Source organism: Pseudomonas sp. 1176_21, assembly GCF_052850635.1.
In genome coordinates, this window is record NZ_VXCV01000001.1 from 104,161 (window position 1) to 119,918 (window position 15,758).

Below are 15,758 nucleotides of genomic sequence, written 5' to 3' on the forward strand. Positions count from 1 at the left end.
GATCATGCATAAAATCACTGTAGTCATCGCCGATGACCACCCGATCGTGCTGTTTGGCGTACGCGAACTCATCAAGTCCGACCCGCGCTTCGAGGTGGTTGGCGAAGCGGGCAGCTCCACCGAACTGATCAACGTGCTGCACGACAAGCAGCCCCAGATCCTGATCACCGACTACAACATGCCGGAGAGTTCCCAGTATGGCGACGGCCTGCGGCTGATCACCTACCTGACGCGCAACTTCCCCGCGCTGCGCGTGCTGGTGCTGACGATGGTGTCCAACAGCCTCATCCTCACGCGGCTGTACAATCTGGGCGTGGCGGGCGTGATCGACAAGCGCACGGTGAACGAAGAGTTGCTGCGCGCACTGGAAGCCTTGAGCCAGAACCGCATCTACAAGCTGACGCCGGCGAACCGGAACTCGGTGATCGACAACGGCTACCAGATCGACGAGCGCATGGCTTCGCTGTCCACCCGCGAAGTGGAGATCCTGCGTCTATTCGTGGCGGGCATGAGCCTGCGCGACATCGCGATCAATCAGAATCGCAGCCCCAAGACCATCAGCACGCAAAAGATCGCGGCCATGCGCAAGCTGGATGTGCGCAGCGACCAGGAGCTGATCTCGTACTGCCTGGAGGCCAACCTGTTCCAGTAGGCGTGCCCGCGTTTTCAGGTTTGCCTGATGGCACGGGACCCGGCTGTATCGTTCAATGGCGTCAAGCGACGGCAGCATTCCACAGGAGGCAATCATGGCGCCCGATCTTGAGCAGCGATACCCCGACAGCGTGCGGACAATCTTCATTTCACACTGCGAGACAGCGGATGTTCGCCAGTTCATAGGTCAGTACATCGACAGCCGTTGCCTGCGTTCCAGCCCTGCGGTGTGGAACATGGTCCTCGCCGTACTGGCGGACTACCCGGGTGAAGCACCGGTGCGCCTGTACGAGCTCAATGCCTGGCTTGACCACACACTGAGCAGGCGCCCCTTTTACCGGGCAAGTGCACACCTGCTGCGGCTGGTGGTCAGCAATCAGCACATCCCTGCACCCAGCGACCGGGTCGGCGGGGCGTCGACCGTGCAGTAATCGCGCGACGACCTAGCCCTGCTTTTTGATGATGGCATCGGCCACGCTCGCCGGCGCCTCGGCATACTTGGTGAACTCCATGGTGTAGCTGGCGCGGCCCTGGGTCATCGAGCGCATCTGCGTCGAATAGCCGAACATCTCGCCCAGCGGCACGTCGGCGCGGATCACCTTGCCGGCCGGGGTGTCTTCGCCTTCCTGGATCAGCCCGCGGCGCCGGCTGAGGTCGCCGAGGATGTCGCCCTGGTACTCCTCGGGGGTCACCACCTCGACCTTCATCACCGGCTCCAGCAGCACCGCGCCGCCTTTCTGCGCCAGTTGCTTGGTGGCCATCGACGCTGCCACCTTGAACGCCATCTCGTTGGAGTCGACGTCGTGGTACGAGCCGTCGAACACCGTGGCCTTCAGGCCGATCAGCGGGTAGCCGGCCAGCACGCCGTTCTTCATCTGCTCCTCGATGCCTTTCTGGATCGCCGGGATGTACTCGCGCGGTATCACGCCACCGACCACCTCGTTGACGAACTCCAGGCCTTCCTTGCCTTCCTCGGCCGGGGCGAAGCGGATCCAGCAGTGCCCGTACTGGCCGCGCCCGCCAGACTGGCGCACGAACTTGCCTTCGATCTCGCAGGTGTTGCGGATTTTCTCGCGGTAGGCCACCTGCGGCTTGCCCACATTGGCCTCGACGCCGAATTCGCGGCGCATGCGGTCGACGATGATGTCCAGGTGCAACTCGCCCATGCCGGAGATGATCGTCTGCGCGGTTTCTTCATCGGTGCGCACGCGAAATGACGGGTCTTCCTGGGCCAGCTTGCTCAGGGCGATGCCCATCTTCTCCTGGTCGGCCTTGGTCCTGGGTTCCACGGCCACCGAGATCACCGGGTCTGGGAAGTCCATGCGTTCGAGGATGATCGGCTGGTTGATGTCGCACAGAGTGTCGCCGGTGGTCACGTCCTTCATGCCGATCAGTGCGGCAATGTCGCCGGCGCACACCGCCTTGATCTCGGCGCGCTGGTTGGCGTGCATCTGCACCATGCGGCCCACGCGCTCCTTCTTGCCCTTGACCGAGTTGAGTACCGCATCGCCCGAGTTCAGTACCCCGGAGTACACCCGGGCGAAGGTCAGGGTGCCGACAAAGGGGTCGGTGGCAATCTTGAAGGCCAGCGCCGAGAACGGCTCGCTGTCGTCGGCATGGCGCTCCAGGTGCCGGTCTTCATGATCCGGGTCGGTGCCGTTGATGGAGGGGATCTCGGACGGGGCGGGCAGGTAGTCGATCACCGCGTCGAGCATCAGCGGCACGCCCTTGTTCTTGAACGACGACCCGCAGATGGCCGGCACGATCTCGTTGTTGAGGGTGCGCTGGCGCAGCCCGGCCTTGATCTGCTCGTTGTCGAGTTCGGTGCCGTTGAGGTACAGCTCCATGAACTCGTCATTGGCCTCGGCGGCGGCCTCGATCATGTGCGCACGCCACTCGGTGGCCAGCTCCAGCATGTCGGCCGGTATCGCCTCTTCGCGGTAGCTGGTGCCGTTGTCGGCCTCGTTCCAGTAGATGGCCTTCATCTTCACCAGGTCGATCTGGCCGATGAAGTGCTCCTCGGCGCCGATGGCCAGCTGGATAGGCACCGGGTGGTGGCCCAGGCGCTTGTCGATCTGTTTGACCACGCGCAGGAAGTCCGCGCCCTGGCGGTCCATCTTGTTGACGTAGGCCAGGCGCGGCACATGGTACTTGTTGGCCTGGCGCCACACCGTCTCGGACTGCGGCTCGACCCCGTCGGCGCCGCTGAACACCACCACAGCGCCATCGAGCACGCGCAGCGAGCGCTCCACCTCGATGGTGAAGTCGACGTGGCCGGGGGTATCGATGATGTTGAAGCGGAATTTCTCGGGGAACTGCTTGGTCGAGCCCTGCCAGAAGGCGGTGGTGGCGGCGGAGGTGATGGTGATGCCGCGCTCCTGTTCCTGGGCCATCCAGTCCATGGTCGCGGCGCCGTCGTGCACTTCGCCCATCTTGTGGTTGACCCCGGTGTAGAACAGGATGCGTTCGGTGGTGGTGGTCTTGCCCGCGTCGACGTGGGCGACAATGCCGATATTGCGGTACAGCTCGATGGGGGTGGTGCGCGCCATGGTCGTTCACCTGTGCAAAAGGCGGGCAGCCTGTGGCCCGGGTTCTTCCAGTTAAGCAGAAGAATGCACGGCTGCTGCTACCGGTCGGCGCGTGTGTTCAGACCTCCACGGTGTAGTTCAGGCCCAGCTCGTCGCCGGGCAGGCCGCGTATGCCCCAGTTTTCGCGGGGGGTCTCGAACAGGGTGATCTCGATGTCCTGGGCGCCGATGCCGGTGTGCTCGCCGATGCGCTGGAACAGTTGGCGGATGAGGTCTTTCTTTGCGGCGCTGGAGCGGCCTTCGAACAGGCTGATCTCGATGATCAGGTAGTGTTCGCTGCGGTCGTCGGGGTAGAGGAAGTCGGCGGGGTCCAGGGCCAGGTAGCGCTGGAAGCGTTTTTCCGGCGGGTACTGCAGGGCGCTCATCACCGCGCCATGGATGGCTTCGGCAAGGGCAGGGCGGTGCTGGTCGAGGGTGGTGCGCAATCCATAGATCTTGATCTGGGCCATGCTGACGTTCCGTGTGGGGCGGGGGAGGTGCATCGTGGCCGATGGCCCTGGCGCCGGCAAGGCCCCCGCTATCATCAGGCCCCCGCCGCCAACCCTTCCAGCACCGCCATCGCCCGCTGCGCATCGGCCTGCGCGACAAAGATATGGTCATGGTAGAACGCGGCCACCACGTTGCAGCTGATGCCGGCCTGGCCCAGCGCCGTGGCGAACGCCGCGGTCAGGCCCACCGCCTCCAGCGACGAATGCACCGTCAGGGTGATCCACGCGGCCTCGTAGCTGAAAGGCAGTTTCAGCGCCTCGGCCCGCCCACGCGACACGATCACCGTCAGCCCCTCCTGCTCGCGAAAGCTGCCGATCACCTCGTCAGGCTGCAGCCCCGACTAGTCGGCCAGCGTGCAGAACACGTAGCTGCCTTCATTCAACTGCGGCCGCATGCTGCGCAACAGCGCGGCCAGACTTGTTTCACCCGACATGATCGTGCCCCTGCAAAAGAAATCGGCCGCCAGTCTGGCAGCCGATTGTTGATCAGCAAAATCAATTCTGCTGGGCCTGCATAAGTGCAGCTTCTGGCGTTCAGGCCTGCGTCCAGCGCCCATCCGCCGCATCCGAGCGCACGCAGGCATCAATGAAGCGCATGCCGCGTACCCCATCCTCGGCCGTCGGGCACAGCAGCGACTGCGCGCTCGGCGCACGGTGCTCGCGGCGCGCCATGATCCGCTCGGCCGCCTCGCTGTAGATGTTGGCGAACGCCTCCAGCAGCCCCTCCGGCTGGCCCGCCTTGATTCGCGTCGACAACCTGGCCGACTCGCTCAGCCAGGCCTCGCCACGGCGCAGGATCTGGTGCGGCTGGTCCTGATGACGCAGCTCCAGCCGGTCGGGTTCCTCTTGATGCCAGTACAGCGATCCGGTGGAGCCGAACACGCGCAACTGCAGGCCATGCCGGTGCCCGGCCGCCACGAAGCTGGCCCACAGCATGCCGCGCGCGCCATTCTGCAGGCGCAGCTTCACGTGTGCGTTGTCGTCCGACTGGCGCCCCGGCACCAGGGTGCTCAGCTCGGCCGACACTTCGCTGACCTCCTGCCCGGTGACAAAGCGCAGCAACTGGTGGGCATGCACGCCCACATCCGCCAGCACCGATGAGGCCCCGGCCTGGGCCGGGTCGGTGCGCCAGGCCAGCGCCTTGACCCCTTGCTGCTCCAGCGGGTGGGTGCCGAAGGCGCTGGCGTGTTCCACCTGCACCAGGCGCACCTCGCCGATGGCGCCGCGCGCGATCAGCTCGCGGGCTTCGCGCACCAATGGGTAGCCACTGTAGTTGTGGGTCAGCAGGTGCAGCGCCGGGCCCTTGCGTGCGCGTTCAAGCAGTTGCTGCGCCTCGGCCAGGCTCGAGGCCAGCGGCTTGTCGCAGATCACGTCGATGCCCTGGTCGAGAAACGCCAGGCTGGCCGGCACGTGCACCGCGTTGGGCGCCATGATCGCCACCGCCTGCACGCCATCGGCGCGCGCGGCTTCGGCCACGGCCATGCGCTGGAAGTCCGGGTACACCCGCTCCGGCGCTACGCCGTAGGCCTGGGCAGCGGCGCGGTTGCGTGCCGGGTCGCGGGCGAAGACCCCGGCCACCAGTTCGAAGTGCCCGTCCAGTTGCGCGGCGTAGCGGTGGGTGGCGCCGATCGACGACTCCAGGCCGCCACCGACAAAGCCCAGGCGCAGGCGCTGGCTGGGGTTGGCTACTGTTTTCATTGCGCGGCTCCTTGCGCGGTGCGCTGCAGGTGGGCGAAGTGGTTGATAGCCAGCACGTAGCCATGGGTGCCGAACCCGGCCAGTACCGCCTGGGCCACCAGCGACACATAGGAGTGGTGGCGGAAGGCTTCACGCTTGTGCACGTTGGAAATGTGCACCTCGATCACCGGCACCTCGGCGGCGATCAGCGCGTCGTGGATCGCCACCGAGGTATGGGTCCAGGCACCGGGGTTGATCACGATGCCGGCCACGCGGCCACGGGCCTGGTGAATCCAGTCGATCATCTGGCCCTCGTGGTTGGTCTGGTGGAACTCGATGTTCAGGTCCAGGCGTTGGCCGGCGCTGTGGCACAGCGCCTGCACATCGGCCAGGGTTTCGCGGCCGTACACCTCGGGCTGGCGCAGGCCGAGCATGTTGAGGTTGGGGCCATTGAGCACGAGCAGGGTCTTCATTGGGCGGTTTCCGTAGCAGGGGTGGTGCGCAGGGCCTTGGCCCGCAGCGCGTCATACACGGGTTTGTCGAGGGCCACTGCGTCCGGCTTGCCGAGCTGGTCCAGGGGCGTGCGGTAGGTTTCCGGAGCGCTCCAGGCAGCCACGGCCGAAATGGCGGTGACCGCGCAGGTGATGGCGCCGATCAGCAGCGGCACGTTGTTCGAGCCGGGCGGGGCCACGGCGGTGAACAGCGCCGGAAGCAGGGCGGTGATCATGTAGCCGACGTTCTGCGCGATGGCCATGGCCGACACGCGGTAGTGGGTCTGGAACTGTTCGGGGAAGAAGCTGGGGAAGATCGCGTTGTAGCCCTGGTAGACCATGCCCCACATCAGCAGCGAGGCGCCGAACGCCAGCGGCAGGTTGTGCAGGCTGATGGCATACAGGTAGACGAACGACATCAGCCCGCAGCCCAATGCGCTGCCGATGATCAGCGGGCGCCGGCCGATGCGGTCGGAGAGGTTGCCCACAAACGGGATCACCAGCACCGCGACGATGTTGCCCACCACCGGAATCCACAGGTACACGCTCTTGTCGAAGCCCACGCCATAGGCCGGCTGCACCGCGTAGGCGGCGCCGAAGATGGTGGTCACCACCGGGATCACGTTCATCAGCGACACGCCGAACACCACCAGCATGCCGCGCCAGCTGTAGGTGAAGGCATCGCGGATCGGCGAGCGCGCGGTCTGCTTGGCGGCCACCTTGAAGGCCTCGGGCTCCTTGACCTCGCGGCGAATGATGTAGGCGGCGATCAGCACCGCGGCGCTGAGCAGGAACGGGATGCGCCAGCCCCAGCTGTTGAAGGCGTCGCTGGGCATGAAGTACGCCAGCGGCAGGAACACCGCCGCTGCCATCACCTGGCCGGCCTGTACGCCCTGCAGGGTGAAGCTGGCAAAGAAGCCGCGGCGCCCGGGCGGTGCGTGTTCGAGAATCATCGAGCTGGCCCCGGCGATCTCGCCGGCCACCGCAAAGCCCTGCACCAGGCGCAGCACCACCAGCAACGCCGGCGCCCAGTAACCGATCTGCTCGAAGGTCGGCAGCAGGCCCACGGCCATGGTCGCGATGCCCATCAGAAACATGCACAGCAGCAACACGTTCTTGCGCCCGCGGGTGTCGCCCCAGTGGCCGAGCACGAAGGCCCCGACCGGGCGCGCCAGGTAGCCCACGCCATAGGTGGCCAGGGAGGCGAAGATGGCCAGCTTGGGGTCGGTGCTGGGGAAGAAGATCTGCGGGAAGATCAGCGCCGCGGCCTGGGCATAGATGAAGAAGTCGTAGTACTCCAGCGCAGAGCCCACCCAACCGCTGGCGGTGGCTTTGCGGGTTTGGCGCGCACTGTGCGCGGCGTCATGTGTGGCCATCGCAGTTCTCCGTTTGTTGTTTTTATTGGGGGCACGCAGGCGTCCCGGCGCAGGGCCGGGGCACCGATGTTCAGAGGCTGTCGATCATTACCGTGTGGCCGCAGCGGGCGGCTTGGCCAATGGCGTCGATGACCTGCAGGTTGCGCAGGCCGTCGCGCACGCTCACCAGCGGCCGGGCCTGGCCACGGATCACCTGGCAGAAGTGCGCCAGCTGGCGGGCCAGCGGGTCGGCCTCGTCGAGGCTGGCGGTGGCGCACTGGAACGGCCGCCACCACGAGCGCTGCTCGTCGCGGGCGTAGTACTTGAGGCGCATGGTCGGTATCGACAGCGAGCCCTGGGTGCCGGCCAGTACGTAGCAGTCCTCGTCGGCGTAGCTTGGGTAGTCGAGGTTCTCGCGGGCGGTCTGCTCCCAGCTGCGCGCGCAGGCGGCGGTGTCGGAGAGCATGAAGGTGCCTAGCGCGCCGCTGGCAAAGCGCAGGCTGATGGCGATGCTGTCTTCCACGGCAAAGCCGCGGGTGGCGTTGGACGCCTGGGCCTGCACGGCGACGATCTCGCCGCACAGCGAACGCAGGTTGCCGATCTCGTGGATCAGGTTGATCAGCACCGGGCCACCGCCGGCTTCGCGGCGCCAGGGGGCGGCGTCGAAGTAGTCGTCGGGCTTGTAGAACAGCGCGCTGCCCATCACCGCCACCAGGTTGCCCAGTACCCCTTCGGCAATCACTTCGCGGGCCTTGTGCAGGATCGCACTGTGGGCGCGGTGGTGGCCCACCAGCAGGCGTGCATCACGCTGCTCGGCGATGGCCAGCAGGCGCTTGCCGTCTTCCAGGGTATGCGCCACCGGCTTTTCGATCAGTGCCGGTATGCCGTGCTCCACGCAGGCCAGTGCGCCGTCGACATGCAGGTGGTTGGGCGTGGCCAGGATCACCCCGTCCGGGCGCTGCGCGCCGAACAGTTCGGCCAGCCCCGGGTACAACGGTACGCCGCAGGCGTTGGCCAGTTCGGCGGCGGCGGGCGAGGGGTCGACGATGGCGGCCAGCTGGCACTCGGCGCTGGCCTGGATCAGTTCGATATGGCGGCGGCCGATCAGGCCGGCCCCGGCCACGGCAAGGCGTAATGCAGTCATGGTTCTCACTTTCTTGTTCTGGGTCGAAGCGCGTTTGTGAGAGGCTAATAAAAAAGCGCCAGGAGATAATCGGGCCAGATGAAGAATCAGAATGCGCTGATAGCGAATAATGAGCCGTTGCTGCGTGACCTTCAGTTGTTCTGCGAGGTGGCGCGGCGCTCCAGCTTCATCGCGGCAGCCACCGAGACCGGGCTGTCGCCGGCGCATGTGAGCAAGCGCATCGCCACCCTGGAGACGATGCTCGGGGTCAAGCTGTTCAACCGCACCACGCGGCGGGTCAACATCACCAGCGATGGCGAGGCGACGTTCGTGTGGGCGCAGAAGATCCTCGAGGACGTGGGCGCGATGTTCGATGCGTTGTCCGGCGGGCAGCGCGAGCCGCAAGGCACCTTGCGCGTGTGCACCAGCCTGCGCCTGGGGCGCGAGCACGTGGCGCCGATCCTGTCGCTGCTGCGGCGCCAGTACCCGGCGCTGGAGGTGTGGGTGGAGCTGCTGGACCGGCGCGTGGACCTGATTGCCGACAACTTCGATATCGATGTGCGGGTGGGCGAGGTGCAGGAAAAACACCTGATCGCGCACCGCATCGCCAGCAGCTCGCGGGTGCTGGCTGCCGCCCCGGACTACCTGGCGCGGCGCGGCCAGCCGCGGGTGCCGGCCGACCTGGCGCAGCATGACTGCCTGCTGTTTCGCAGCCGCGACGACCGTTTCGGGGTATGGCGCCTGGTGGGGCCCAATGGCGCCGAGACGGTGAAGGTGACCGGGCCGATGGCCTCCAACCACAGCGACATCGTGCGCCAGTGGGCCCATGACGGGCACGGCATCATCATGGCTTCGCGCTGGGACGTGGCGGCCAGCCTGACCAGCGGGGCGCTGGTGCAGGTGCTGCCGGGGTATCACCAGCCAGCGGACATCTGGGCGGTGACGGCGGTGCGCTCGTCAAGTTCGGCCAAGGTGCGCAGTTGCGTGGCGTTTCTGCGTGAGCAACTGGCGCAGGGGCCCTATGCGCTGGCTGGGGGAAGGGCGGGGCAATAGTGGGACGGCCTTCGCCAGCAAGGCTGGCGCCTGCACCCTGCGGGCGAAGGCCGGGGCCTCAGAACCAGCGGTCGCTGCGCTTGCGCCCGCGGCTGAGCATCGGCAGGATCAGCCCCGCCAGCAAGCCGGCCCCGGCAATCCCCCCGCCGTACACCATGTAGCGCATCAGCACCTGCTTGTTCTCGTCGCCCAGCTGCGCCTGGGTAGCGCGCAGTTGCGATTGCGCATCGCCCAGCTCGGCATTGAGCGCGGTGCTGCGCGCCTCCAGTTCTTCGATCAGGGCCTTGCGTGAATCCAGTGTCTCCTGCATGCCCTGCACCCGGGTCTTCCAGCTGTCGTCGATGGTCTTGAGCTGCTCGCTCAACTGGGTCACCTGTTCGCTCAGTTGCGGCACGCGCTCGGCCTGGCCGGGCACCGTCTGCAGGTCGCTGCTGTTGATCCACACGGTATCGCCCGACTCGCCACGTACCTGGCTGTAGTTGCCCTGGCTGGTCAGCAGGGTGACCTTCTGGCCGGATTTGAGGTTGCCGACGATCCGGTGCCCGTCGGTAGGGCCGCTGCGCACGTAGGTGCTGAGGCTGTCGCTGACCCAGCGTTCATTGCCGCTGCCTTCCTCGGCGTGGGCCGGGCCACACAGGATGACCAGGCTGCCGAGCAGGCCGGGGATAAGAGAGCGCCGTGCGCGAAGCTGAAAAGATGGGGGCATGGTGATCTTCTTGAAAACGGAAAAAATGAAACCCACAGACCATTTTTTGCCCGTCAGGTTCACTGCGCACTGACGAAGGGCAGGCACGAATCGTGGCAATGCCGGAGAAGTTTCCTACCTGACAGCAGGATGCCCCCTGATAGGGGCGGGGCATGACCGGGAATAGTCTTACGCGGCTTGAACAACGGTCTGTCTTTCTCATGTTATGGAGTCTTTCAATGGTTGCTAAACGCACCACGAACTACCTGGCCGCCAGCAGCCTGCTGATGGTGCTGGCCGGTTGTGCCGGCGTGCCCGTGCCCACCGAGCAGGTCGAACTGACCCGCAACGCGGTCAGCCGCGCCGTGACCGCCGACGCCACCCAGTACGCGCCAGCCGAAATGAAGGCCGCCCAGGACAAGCTGTACGCCGTCGAGCGCGCCCTGGGCGAACGGAACCTTGTCGCGGCCCGCACCCTGGCCGAGCAGGCCGAGGCCGATGCCAACCTGGCCGAGCGCAAGGCGCGTGCCGCCAAGGCCCAGCAGCAACTGCGCAGCGCGCAGCAGGGCATTGAAGTGCTGAAGCAGGAAATGCTCCAGTCGCCCGACGCCATCACCCCCACGATCACGCCGTAAGGATGCCCGTCATGTCCGTCAAATACCTGTTGCCTGCCGTTTCCGTGATGGGCCTGTTGCTCGCCGGTTGCAGCACTACCGCCGAAAACCCTGGCCTGCTGCAAGCCCGCGAGCACTTCAGCGTGCTGCAGAGCAAGCCGGAGTCCAGCCGCCTGGCGGCACTGGAAACCAAGGATGCGTTCAATGCCCTGGGCAAGGCCGAGCTGGCTTCGATCAAGGACCGCAAGGCCCCGCAGATCGAGCAGCTGGCCTACCTGGCCAACCAGAAGATCGCCGTCGCCGAGCAGACCATTGCCCTGCGCCAGGCCGAAGCCGGCCTGCAGGGCATCGAGGCGCAGCGCACCCAGGCCCGCCTGGACGTGCGTACCGCGCAGCTCAAGGCCCTGCAGCAGCTCAAGGCCAAACAGACCGAGCGTGGCACCGTGGTGACCTTCGGCGATGTACTGTTCGACACCGGGCGTGCCGAACTCAAGGCTGGCAGCCAGCGCAACATCGACCAGCTGGCCGAGTACCTGCGTGCCAACCCGGAGCGCAAGGTGCGGGTCGAGGGCTTCACCGACTCGACCGGCAGCGACAGCCTCAACCAGCAGCTGTCAGAGCGTCGCGCAGCGGCTGTGACCAACGCCCTGCGCCGCAACGGGGTGGATGCCGGGCGCATCATCAGTGCCGGCTATGGCAAGGAGTACCCGGTGGCCTCCAACGCCGACGCGCAGTCGCGTCAGCTCAACCGCCGCGTCGAAGTGATCATCTCCCACGGCAATGCTGCCGTCGGCCAGCGCTGAGGCCTACAGCAGCCGGGTCAGCAGCCAGTACAGCCCGCCCGACAGCATGATCGCTGCGGGCAGGGTCAGTACCCAGGCCATCGCCAGGTTGGCGATGGTGCGCAATTGCAGGCCCGAACCGTTGGCCACCATGGTGCCGGCCACCCCGGACGACAGTACGTGGGTGGTCGACACCGGCAGCCCGTACATGTCCGCCGCACCGATGGTGCACATCGCCACCAGCTCCGCCGAAGCCCCCTGGGCGTAGGTGAGGTGGGTCTTGCCGATCTTTTCGCCCACCGTGACCACGATGCGCCGCCAGCCGACCATCGTGCCCAGCCCCAGGGCAATCGCCACCGCCACCTTGACCCACAACGGAATGAACCGGGTGGCGTCGTCGATGCGGCTCTTGAACAACTGCACCTGTGCGGTGGCGGCCGCGTCGAGCCCGCCGTGCTGGTGCTTTTGCATCAGGCGGATGGCTTCGCTGGTCAGGTACATGTCGTTGCGCACGTTGGCCATGGCCTCGGCCGGTACGTGGGTCAGCGAGCCGTAGCCTGCGACTTCCGCGCCGATCAGGCCGGCCAGTGCCGCCAGGGCCGGTACCAGCTCGGCGCTCGGTTGCCGCTCGCGCAGGTACAGGGTGAGGGTGGCGCGCGGGTCGCCGACATGAGGCTGCGCCGACTGGCCGAGCAACTGCTGCTGGGTGGCCTGGGCCACGGCGGCAAACTGCAGCGACTGGTCGGCCGGCATGGTGCGGTTAAGCGCGTAGGCCATCGGCAGGGTACCCACCAGAATCAGCATGATCAGGCCCATGCCCTTCTGCCCGTCGTTGGAGCCGTGGGCGAACGACACCCCGGTGCAGGTGGCGATCAGCAGGCCGCGAATCCACCAGGGCGGCGGGGCGTCGCCGACCGGCGCCTGGTACAGCTCGCGGCGCTTGACCAGCATGCGCAGGCCCACCAGCAGCAGCGCCGCACAGGCAAAGCCCACCAGGGGCGAGAACAGCAGCGCGTAGCCCACCTTGCTGGCCTGGGTCCAGTCCACGCCGCTGGTGCCGTCGCGTCCGTTCATCAGCGCATTGGCCACGCCCACGCCGATGATCGAGCCGATCAGGGTGTGCGAGGAGGAGGCCGGCAGCCCCAGCCACCAGGTGCCCAGGTTCCAGATGATCGCGGCCAGCAGCAGGGCAAAGACCATGGCAAAGCCGGTGGCCGAACCCACCTGCAGGATCAGCTCCACCGGCAGCAGGGCAATGATGCCGAAGGCCACCGCGCCGCTGGACAGCAGCACCCCGATGAAATTCCAGCACCCCGACCACACCACGGCGAACTGCGCCGGCAGCGAGTTGGTGTAGATCACGGTGGCCACGGCGTTGGCGGTGTCGTGGAAACCGTTGACGAATTCGAAACCCAGGGCAATCAGCAATGCCAGGCCCAGCAGCAGGAAGGGCGTCCAGGTGGTGACCACGGTACCGGCGGCATCGATGTCGCGGAACAGGCTCCAGGCGGTGTACACCAGGCCCCCCAGCAACAGGCAGACGAACAGGGTGACCGAGGCGCGGCCGGGGCGGGTGGCCAGTTGTGCAAGGGAGGGGCGGCCACCCGCGGAGTCAAGGGTGGTGCTGATCGGGGTTGTCATTAGACGGGTCCGGTAGGGTGGAAGTCGTGCCTGGCGCATCAAGGATAAAAACCCTGAGTGATGGCATAGTGACTTCGATCAACAAAAACGCGGGTTGCCCAGCTACGCTTATACCCAGGCAGTGGGAGGAACGTGCCGATGATTCAGTGCAAACGGGCCTATGAGGCCCCTGCGCCGCAGGATGGCGAGCGGGTGCTGGTGGATCGGATGTGGCCGCGCAACCGGCGCAAGGATCAGTTGCACCTGAGTGCCTGGCTACCGGAGGTGGCGCCGTCGTCGGCCTTGCGCCAGGCCTTTCACCGCGGTGAGGTGGACTACGACGGGTTCTGCCAGCGGTATCGCCAGGAGCTGGCCGACCGGCCGCAGCATTGGTGGGGGCTGCTGGACAAGGCCCGTGGCGGCACCCTGACCCTGGTGTATGCGTTCAAGGATGAACAGCACAACAATGCGCGGGTGCTGGCCCAGTGGCTGGAGGATGAGCTGGATCGCCAGGGGCCCGGGAGTTCGCCGGTTTGCTATGCCGATGTGCTGGGGCCTAAAGTGTGACTCTCTGAATCTGTGCTACGGCCATCGCGGGTCAAGCCCGCTCCCACAAGGCCCCCGCCTTACCTGTGGCAGCGGGCTTGACCTGCGATGGCCGCGCCGAAAATCCCCTGACGGGCACCCAAATGACCCCAACCCTGACCCCCGCCACCGACCTGCACCGAACCTTCGCCCGCGACCTCACGCGCCGCGCCATGCTGGCGTACTACCGCGAATTCGATCTGCTCTGGCTGGAAGAAGCCTTCGACCAGGCCTGGGGCTGGCGCGAGCAATGGCTGATTGTCGACGCCGAACAGCCCCTGGGCTTCTGCAGCCTCAGCCAGGACAGCCGTGCGCTGTACATCCGCGAACTGCACCTGGTCGAGGCCGCCCGCGGCAAGGGCATCGGCGGCTGGGTGCTGGAGCAACTGGCCGAATGGGCCGGCAGGCGCCATCTGCCGCTGCTGCGCCTGACCGTGTTCAAGAGCAATCCGGCCCAGGCCCTGTACCTGCGCCACGGCTTCGTCGCGCAGGGTGAGGACGAATGCTTCGTGCGCATGCAGCGGGTTATCGGCTAGCACTCTGCACGCAGGTCAGCCCCGGCTGCGGGGTACCGGCGGCCACCCGGCGTACCTGCACCACGCAGCCCTGGCGCACGGTGGCGTCGAGCAACGGGCCCTGCACCGGCAGCAGGTCGCCGATCAGCAGGTTCTGCAGCAATGGCTTGCCCTCGAAACGGTTGCTGCCCAGCAGCACCTGGTCCATGCCTTCCACCCGAACCACCGCCTTGCCCACCCGGCCCAGGGTGTTGCCGCCCAGAATCAGCGGCCCGGCCAGCGGCTGGGTGTTGCGCAGGCTGATGGCGTACTCGGGGGTGTTGCCGATGTGGTTTTCCAGCATGACCGCGCCAGCCACGTCGCTGGCGTCCACCGCGCTGCCCTGGCTGTTGCCGATGAAGTTGCCTTCGATCAGCACCGGCATCTCGCCCTTGAGGTTGCGCAGCAGCACGCCGTTGCCGCGGCTGGCGCCGATGCGGTTGCCGCTCAGCAGCAGGGCGCCTTGCTGGTCGCTGACCTCGATGGCGGCCTTGTGCGTGCCCAGGATCAGGTTGTCGTCGAGCCAGGCGCGGGTCTGCCCGCGCAGTCGGATGCCGCTGTTGTTGTCGACCCCGCGAATCTGGTTGTGCGCCATGCGCATCTGGCTGTCGCGCACGTCCACTCCATACTGCTGGGCACTTTCGAAGCGGCTTCCCTCGATCACCCCACGGCTGTGCTGCAGCTCCACCGCCGACAGCTCGCTGAACTGGCTGTCGCGTATCAGCACGCTGGCCGGCCGGGTGGCCGGCGATTGCTGGCTGCTCAGGGCAGTGGTCAGGCCCCGCGAGAGGTTGGCGTTGTAGCCCAGGCGGTTGAGGGTGGCGCCGATCAGCTGGGTATGGCTGCCGGCCCAGGCCACCACGAACGGGCGCCAGGCGCGCTCGGTGTTGCCGGCCTTGTCGCCGGCCACGCTTTCCAGGCGCGACTGGTTCAGGCCCAGCCAGCCCTGGTTGATCAGGGCCGTGCCCGAATAGCTGTAGAGGTACAGGCTGGTGCCCTCCAGCACCAGCCCGCCATCGGCGGCGATCATCAGCGGGTAGCTGAGCAGGTAGCCGTCCTTGTAGCGCTTGAGTACCTGCGGGTTGTTCAGGGTGTCGGCCAACTGCGCCAGGGTGATGCTGCCACCCTGGATCAGCACCGCCTGCGGGTGGTGCGCCTGGTAGCCGGCCACGGCGCGGAACAGGCCGTTGTTGACGAACGGCTCGAACGGCCAGCTGCCGCCCTGGGCCGAGAACATCGGTTGCAGGCTGACAGTGGCACGCCCGCCGGGGCGCGGGCGTTCCTGCAGGGTGAAGCTCACTGCTTCGCGGGTGCTGGCCTGCACCTGTTGCACCTGCGCCTGGTAGTCGTTGGGGCTGACCACGCGCAGTGCCTGCTGCATCGGCAGGCCCTGGGGGGCGGCGTGGGCCACGCCGGCGAGGCCGGCCAGCAGCAGGCCGGCCAGTCGGGTAAAGCGGAAAATGCGGGCAGGCTGGGCCATGGCGATTCGTCCT

16 protein-coding genes and 1 pseudogene are annotated in these 15,758 nt (G+C 66.6%); 7 read left to right on the forward strand and 10 right to left on the reverse strand.

All coding sequences use genetic code 11. From position 1 onward, the window contains the following. The first annotated feature begins 4 nt into the window (after window positions 1-4). Window positions 5-652 carry a response regulator gene (locus FW760_RS00610; RefSeq protein ID WP_116053544.1) on the forward strand — a complete coding sequence of 216 codons (648 nt, stop codon included), beginning with the start codon at window positions 5-7 and terminating at the stop codon, window positions 650-652. A gap of 94 nt (window positions 653-746) precedes the next feature. Beyond that, window positions 747-1,082 (forward strand): hypothetical protein, encoded by a 336-nt coding sequence (locus FW760_RS00615; RefSeq protein WP_116053547.1) that lies wholly within the window; start codon window positions 747-749, stop codon window positions 1,080-1,082. Between the two features lie 12 nt (window positions 1,083-1,094). Here FW760_RS00615 and fusA read toward each other — a convergent pair whose 3' ends face one another. The 7 genes and pseudogenes from fusA to FW760_RS00650 all read right to left on the reverse strand — a co-directional run bounded on the left by fusA (window position 1,095) and on the right by FW760_RS00650 (window position 8,393). After that, the gene (gene fusA / locus FW760_RS00620) at window positions 1,095-3,200 is read right to left on the reverse strand and encodes an elongation factor G (RefSeq protein ID WP_078481078.1); all 2,106 of its coding nucleotides are present in this window, start codon (window positions 3,198-3,200) and stop codon (window positions 1,095-1,097) included. A gap of 97 nt (window positions 3,201-3,297) precedes the next feature. Next, the gene (locus tag FW760_RS00625; protein WP_058540411.1) at window positions 3,298-3,687 is read right to left on the reverse strand and encodes a tautomerase family protein; all 390 of its coding nucleotides are present in this window, start codon (window positions 3,685-3,687) and stop codon (window positions 3,298-3,300) included. Between the two features lie 74 nt (window positions 3,688-3,761). After that, window positions 3,762-4,160 (reverse strand): annotated as a pseudogene (locus FW760_RS00630) (ACT domain-containing protein). 100 nt (window positions 4,161-4,260) lie between these two features. After that, complete coding sequence (locus FW760_RS00635; RefSeq protein ID WP_116053550.1) at window positions 4,261-5,424, reverse strand: Gfo/Idh/MocA family protein; 1,164 nt, start codon at window positions 5,422-5,424, stop codon at window positions 4,261-4,263. Then, window positions 5,421-5,876, reverse strand: a complete 456-nt coding sequence (gene aroQ, locus FW760_RS00640) for a type II 3-dehydroquinate dehydratase (RefSeq protein WP_116053553.1) — start codon at window positions 5,874-5,876, stop codon at window positions 5,421-5,423. The genes FW760_RS00635 and aroQ overlap by 4 nt, the downstream gene beginning before the upstream one ends. Next, complete coding sequence (locus FW760_RS00645) at window positions 5,873-7,270, reverse strand: MFS transporter (RefSeq protein WP_043861096.1); 1,398 nt, start codon at window positions 7,268-7,270, stop codon at window positions 5,873-5,875. The genes aroQ and FW760_RS00645 overlap by 4 nt, the downstream gene beginning before the upstream one ends. Before the next feature lie 70 nt (window positions 7,271-7,340). Beyond that, window positions 7,341-8,393, reverse strand: coding sequence for a Gfo/Idh/MocA family protein (locus FW760_RS00650; protein ID WP_043861095.1), 1,053 nt, complete (start codon window positions 8,391-8,393; stop codon window positions 7,341-7,343). A gap of 78 nt (window positions 8,394-8,471) precedes the next feature. Here FW760_RS00650 and FW760_RS00655 point away from each other — a divergent pair, with 78 nt between their 5' ends. Next, window positions 8,472-9,425: a LysR family transcriptional regulator gene (locus tag FW760_RS00655; RefSeq protein WP_043861094.1), complete on the forward strand. Its 954-nt coding sequence runs from the start codon at window positions 8,472-8,474 to the stop codon at window positions 9,423-9,425. Window positions 9,426-9,483: 58 nt separating this feature from the next. On the opposite strand, the gene FW760_RS00660 is transcribed toward FW760_RS00655, so the two are convergent. After that, window positions 9,484-10,131 carry a TIGR04211 family SH3 domain-containing protein gene (locus FW760_RS00660; RefSeq protein WP_415378013.1) on the reverse strand — a complete coding sequence of 216 codons (648 nt, stop codon included), beginning with the start codon at window positions 10,129-10,131 and terminating at the stop codon, window positions 9,484-9,486. A gap of 218 nt (window positions 10,132-10,349) precedes the next feature. On the opposite strand from FW760_RS00660, the gene FW760_RS00665 reads away from it, so the two are divergent. Together FW760_RS00665 and FW760_RS00670 are read left to right on the forward strand one after the other, a co-directional pair. Next, the gene (locus FW760_RS00665) at window positions 10,350-10,745 is read left to right on the forward strand and encodes a DUF4398 domain-containing protein (protein ID WP_052504235.1); all 396 of its coding nucleotides are present in this window, start codon (window positions 10,350-10,352) and stop codon (window positions 10,743-10,745) included. An 11-nt stretch (window positions 10,746-10,756) separates the two neighbouring features. Continuing rightward, complete coding sequence (locus tag FW760_RS00670; RefSeq protein ID WP_043861092.1) at window positions 10,757-11,527, forward strand: OmpA family protein; 771 nt, start codon at window positions 10,757-10,759, stop codon at window positions 11,525-11,527. Window positions 11,528-11,530: 3 nt separating this feature from the next. Here FW760_RS00670 and FW760_RS00675 read toward each other — a convergent pair whose 3' ends face one another. After that, complete coding sequence (locus tag FW760_RS00675) at window positions 11,531-13,147, reverse strand: inorganic phosphate transporter (protein ID WP_078481067.1); 1,617 nt, start codon at window positions 13,145-13,147, stop codon at window positions 11,531-11,533. Between the two features lie 138 nt (window positions 13,148-13,285). On the opposite strand from FW760_RS00675, the gene FW760_RS00680 reads away from it, so the two are divergent. Continuing rightward, window positions 13,286-13,693 carry a DUF488 domain-containing protein gene (locus FW760_RS00680; protein WP_043860254.1) on the forward strand — a complete coding sequence of 136 codons (408 nt, stop codon included), beginning with the start codon at window positions 13,286-13,288 and terminating at the stop codon, window positions 13,691-13,693. 122 nt (window positions 13,694-13,815) lie between these two features. Then, window positions 13,816-14,247, forward strand: a complete 432-nt coding sequence (locus FW760_RS00685) for a GNAT family N-acetyltransferase (RefSeq protein ID WP_043860275.1) — start codon at window positions 13,816-13,818, stop codon at window positions 14,245-14,247. Here FW760_RS00685 and FW760_RS00690 read toward each other — a convergent pair. Beyond that, window positions 14,237-15,745, reverse strand: a complete 1,509-nt coding sequence (locus FW760_RS00690) for a right-handed parallel beta-helix repeat-containing protein (RefSeq protein ID WP_255000040.1) — start codon at window positions 15,743-15,745, stop codon at window positions 14,237-14,239. The genes FW760_RS00685 and FW760_RS00690 overlap by 11 nt on opposite strands. Between the last annotated feature and the right edge of the window lie 13 nt (window positions 15,746-15,758).